Here is a 4,094-nt window from a genome sequence, read left to right as displayed (position 1 = left end):
AGCGGGATACCGCCGGAGAAGAGAAAGATTGCGCTTGTCTATCAGGATTATTCTCTCTTTCCCCACATGTCGGTCTGTGACAATATCGCATTCGGACTGAAGCTGCAGAAACTGCCGAAAGCAGATATAGAGAAGCGTGTGACTGCGGTTCTCAGCCGGTTTGGGATTGTGCATCTCAAAGACCGGGCTCCCTATACGATGAGCGGGGGTGAACAGCAGCGGGTGGCGCTCGCACGTGCTCTCGTAACTGAACCGGATATACTGCTGCTTGATGAACCTCTCTCTGCGATGGATCAGGTGAACCGGGACAGATTTGTTGCTGATTTGCGTGCCATTCACCGGGAAAATGGCCTTACGATTGTGCATGTCACCCATTCACGCGAGGAGGCTCTCTCGCTTGCCACCCGCGTGGCGGTCATCATTGACGGCAGCCTGGAACAGGAGGGCGGGCGTGATGAGGTCTTCCGAAAACCTCCGAACCGGAGGGTTGGCAGGTTTGTGGGCATAGAAAATGTATTTGACGGGACAGTGGCAGGCACCGGTGCCGGGGGTTCGGTCGTTATGGTTGACGGATGCAGTATCAGGACCGGTGTTCTCATCACAGATGAGGGCCCGGTCTCTGTCTTTATCCGTGCTGCCGATGTCTCTGTGCGGCGTGCAGGTATGGCTGTGGATGACGAATACAACTGTTTCCCTGCAACTATTGAAAAATTAATTCCCCGTGAATCATATTATCTGCTGCAGATCTCCTGTGGTATCAGCCTGTATGCCCTTGCCACCGAACAGGAGATCAGGGAGAAGGGTCTCGCACCGGGACAGGCAGTCTCGGTCTCGTTCAGTCCTTCGTCGGTGCATGTTACGCGGGAGGAGGGAGAGTCTTCCCTCCCGTCAGTCTGATAGATCCCGTGCCCAGTATATTTCCCTTTTTTTCTCTCTCTCTCTCCTTGCGTCAGGAGGAGTTTCTCACCCCGACGCTCCCCTCCCCTGGGATGAGTCCTGTACGGGATGGTGTGAATATATGTAGGAATACAGTGTGACACGGGACGCTACTGTATTGCCTGATCCATGCAAAAAAAGATTATTCAGTCCGTCCCTTTCCTTCCCAGACGGCGGAGACCACGGTTTCAATATCCTTGTCGGTGTATTCCCGTGATTTTTTCTTCTCAATGCCCAGATCAGCAGCCACAGGAACAGGTTGGTTTATCTGTCATTTTCCATTTCACTCCTGAAGGAGTGCGGAGATTTCCTTGACGTCCGCCACACGGCCGGATACTTTCAGTTCGCCATCGATGATGAGCGCCGGTGTGAGCATCACACCCCGGTCCATGATCGCGTTGATATCCTCAACTTTGACGATATTTGTTTCTGTTCCGGCCTCTTTCACTGCTTTTTCAACGTTTTTCAGGAGGCGTTTGCATTTCATGCAACCGGTCCCCAGCACTTCAATTGTTACCATTTATTTTCATCTCCTTTTGATATTCTGCAAATACTGCATCTGCATAGGCTTTTTCAGCAGGTGCCGGCACATAGTTGTAGACTTTCACCTGCCGAATAAGTTCACGGCGTATATCTGTGTCTTGTATAAGGTCCAAGCCTGCCACATCTTCAAAGATCTGTTCCAGCATGGAAAGGCCGACAACGGTGTCGCCGACAGATATCTGCCGGATTCTTCGCATCGCCTCGGCCGCACAGCAGGGTTTTTCTCTGTTCATCTGAGTTTCCTTATCCAAAGAATGCCCCGTAGAGGACTCCGGCTGCCGTTGAGAATACTATCACCAGTGTGACGTAGGCCGCTGTCTTCTTTGCACCCATAATCCGTGTGAGTACGAGGATGGAGGGCAGACTGATGGTCGGGCCTGCGAGGAGCAGGGCAAGTGCCGGGCCGCCTGCCATCAGTCCCTGAGTGTAGCCGAATGTCCCGCCGATGATCGGCACCTCAAGCAGGGTTGGCATGTAGAGAATCGCTCCTACGACTGCCCCCAGGAAGACAGAGCCGATGGAATTTGTCCCAAAGAAGGGCTGGAAGGTCTCGGGAGGGAGGAAGAAGGCGATCACTCCGACAACGAACGTTCCTCCAACGAGGATTGGGAAGATCTTCTTCACAAGATCCCAGACTTCATATCCCCATTCCGTCATTTCATCACGTTCAAAGAAGTAGATGAGGAGAACAGCAATCGCGAGCGTCAATACGTAGACCGCGGCAAGACGCAGCACAATGTCAAGCGGTGAGGCACCGATGATGAGGACAAGGACAAGCATCACAAAGAATGCGGGGTTCACCCAGCGTGGGCGCTCTTCTCCCCCTGTCGCCATACCTGCCATCTGCGCTGCGGCAACTCCGGCTTCTTTGTCGTGGTCACGGAAGAGGGTTGCCATGATAAGACCGATGGCAATGGCCATCACAATGGCAAAGACCGCACGCGCAATGCCGATATCCACTCCCAGCACGGTTGCGGTGTAGATGATGGCAAGAATGTTGATCGCGGGGCCTGCATACAGGAAGGCGATGGCAGGTCCGATGCCGCTGCCTTTCTTCATAATTCCTGCAAACATCGGGAGAATCGTACAGGAACAGACCGCAAGCACAATGCCGGACACTGATGCGATACCGTATGATACCGATTTCTTTGCATCCGGACTGAAATACTTCAGTATGGCGTCTTTTTTGACAAATGCAGCAATCGCTCCCGCAATGAAGAATGCCGGTACCAGGCAGGTTACCGTGTGTGCGGCAAGATACTCGATGACGGCGTTCAGGCCGGAGATGAGTGCTCCGGTGATATAGTCTGTCATGGCCGGTCACCACTTGTTCAATTTTTGTTGAACTAATCTGGGCGATGATAATATATAAAAGTAATTCAAAAATTCCTGAACAACAGGCGGCGGGTGGATGAGACGGGGTAGCTGCGCAAGCACTCGCCGCCGGATACCATACTGTGGAAATATACTATGAAAAAATCATGCTGTAATGAAATACCTGCTGAGGCGCTGGAGACAATTGCCGGACAGGGCGGTCTTGAAGGTCTCCTCTCCGCCCTGTCGGATGATGTGACGATTGCACGGTTACGGACGCTTCACCATGCCTGTGCGGATGTATATCGCATAAAAATTCTGGAGATGCTCACGGTTCAGCCTCTTTGTGTCTGTATCATCCGGGAAGCGCTTGGGATTACCAAGTCAAAACTTTCCTACCACCTGAAATGTCTCCAGGAGGCGGGGATGATCACAGGTACTCCGAAAGGAACCTGGATTGTCTATGAACTGACTGAATACGGTGTGTTCTGCTCTTCCATGAATGCGAGGGTTGGTGCATGTCATGGAGCTGCCGGGAACGATAAATAACGCGGAGAAATCACCCCCATCACTGTTATTCCGCTCTTTTTCCGGGCCGCATCCGCAGCCACCTGGGAAACTGGAGCCCGGTCTCAATGGCAATGCCCCGGAATCCCACGATGAAGCAGATGGCAACAACCGGCCACTGTGTAGCATACTGCGGGGCAATCTCAAGCAGGAGCACATAGAGAATTCCTCCTATGAGCACGGGGGTGACAAAGAGTTCTTCTGATGCAATCACCAGAGGGGGTCTTCCGGTGAGGAGATCCCGGAGAATTCCGCCGGTGCAGGCAGTGACAAACCCCATAATAACCGCCACTTCTCCCGTATGGCCGAGTGCCAGTGTCTTGTCGATGGCAGCAACCGAGAAGAAGGAAACACCAATTGCATCCGCATAGAGGAGGGCCTTCCCCATTCTGTCCCGGAAGATCGATGAAAAGAGGAATGCCACAAGGGATGCAAGAATGGCAAGCCAGACGACGGTGAAGTCCCTGACCCAGAAGACCGGTATATTCAGAATGATATCGCGTAGCGTCCCCCCGCCGATGGCTGTCACCACACCGAGTACGAGAACGGTGAGAATGTTTGCATCCTGCCGGGCGCCTGCGATGACACCGGAGATGGCAAAGGCAGCGACACCGACCACGACGATGATGACGGTTGGATCTATCATTCTGATACGTGATGGGATGTATGATGTATTAAGACGTGTGCGGCCAGGCTGTCCAGGTGATGGTGTGACCACCCTTTCTTGCCTTCAC

At 53.0% G+C, this 4,094-nt stretch carries 7 protein-coding genes; 2 read left to right on the top strand and 5 right to left on the bottom strand.

The window, feature by feature from the left end:
* Positions 1–897, top strand: an 897-nt coding sequence (locus MKMG_RS10915) for an ABC transporter ATP-binding protein (RefSeq protein WP_165077939.1), incomplete at its 5' end; no start/stop codon positions are given.
* Between the two features lie 181 nt (positions 898–1,078).
* Here the strand turns inward: MKMG_RS10915 and MKMG_RS10910 are convergent.
* Genes MKMG_RS10910 through MKMG_RS10895 form a run of 4 tightly spaced genes read right to left on the bottom strand, consistent with a single transcriptional unit; the run spans position 1,079 to position 2,793 of the window.
* Positions 1,079–1,186, bottom strand: a complete 108-nt coding sequence (locus tag MKMG_RS10910) for a putative zinc-binding protein (RefSeq protein ID WP_216842906.1) — start codon at positions 1,184–1,186, stop codon at positions 1,079–1,081.
* 33 nt (positions 1,187–1,219) lie between these two features.
* Positions 1,220–1,456: a thioredoxin family protein gene (locus tag MKMG_RS10905; RefSeq protein WP_165077938.1), complete on the bottom strand. Its 237-nt coding sequence runs from the start codon at positions 1,454–1,456 to the stop codon at positions 1,220–1,222.
* Positions 1,443–1,712: a hypothetical protein gene (locus MKMG_RS10900; RefSeq protein WP_165077937.1), complete on the bottom strand. Its 270-nt coding sequence runs from the start codon at positions 1,710–1,712 to the stop codon at positions 1,443–1,445. Before MKMG_RS10900 ends, MKMG_RS10905 begins: the two co-directional genes overlap by 14 nt.
* Positions 1,713–1,722: 10 nt before the next feature.
* Entirely contained in the window at positions 1,723–2,793 is a 1,071-nt protein-coding gene (locus MKMG_RS10895) for a permease (RefSeq protein ID WP_165077935.1), read from the bottom strand.
* A 156-nt stretch (positions 2,794–2,949) separates the two neighbouring features.
* On the opposite strand from MKMG_RS10895, the gene MKMG_RS10890 reads away from it, so the two are divergent.
* Positions 2,950–3,342, top strand: coding sequence for a metalloregulator ArsR/SmtB family transcription factor (locus tag MKMG_RS10890; RefSeq protein ID WP_165077934.1), 393 nt, complete (start codon positions 2,950–2,952; stop codon positions 3,340–3,342).
* A 25-nt stretch (positions 3,343–3,367) separates the two neighbouring features.
* Here the strand turns inward: MKMG_RS10890 and MKMG_RS10885 are convergent, their stop codons facing one another.
* Positions 3,368–4,006: a trimeric intracellular cation channel family protein gene (locus MKMG_RS10885; protein WP_165077933.1), complete on the bottom strand. Its 639-nt coding sequence runs from the start codon at positions 4,004–4,006 to the stop codon at positions 3,368–3,370.
* Positions 4,007–4,094 lie beyond the last annotated feature (88 nt).

This window comes from Methanogenium sp. MK-MG (assembly GCF_009914725.1).
Classification (GTDB): domain Archaea; phylum Halobacteriota; class Methanomicrobia; order Methanomicrobiales; family Methanomicrobiaceae; genus Methanogenium.
The sequence above is the reverse complement of the archived record's forward strand: the minus strand, read 5'-3'. Positions and strand labels throughout refer to the sequence as shown.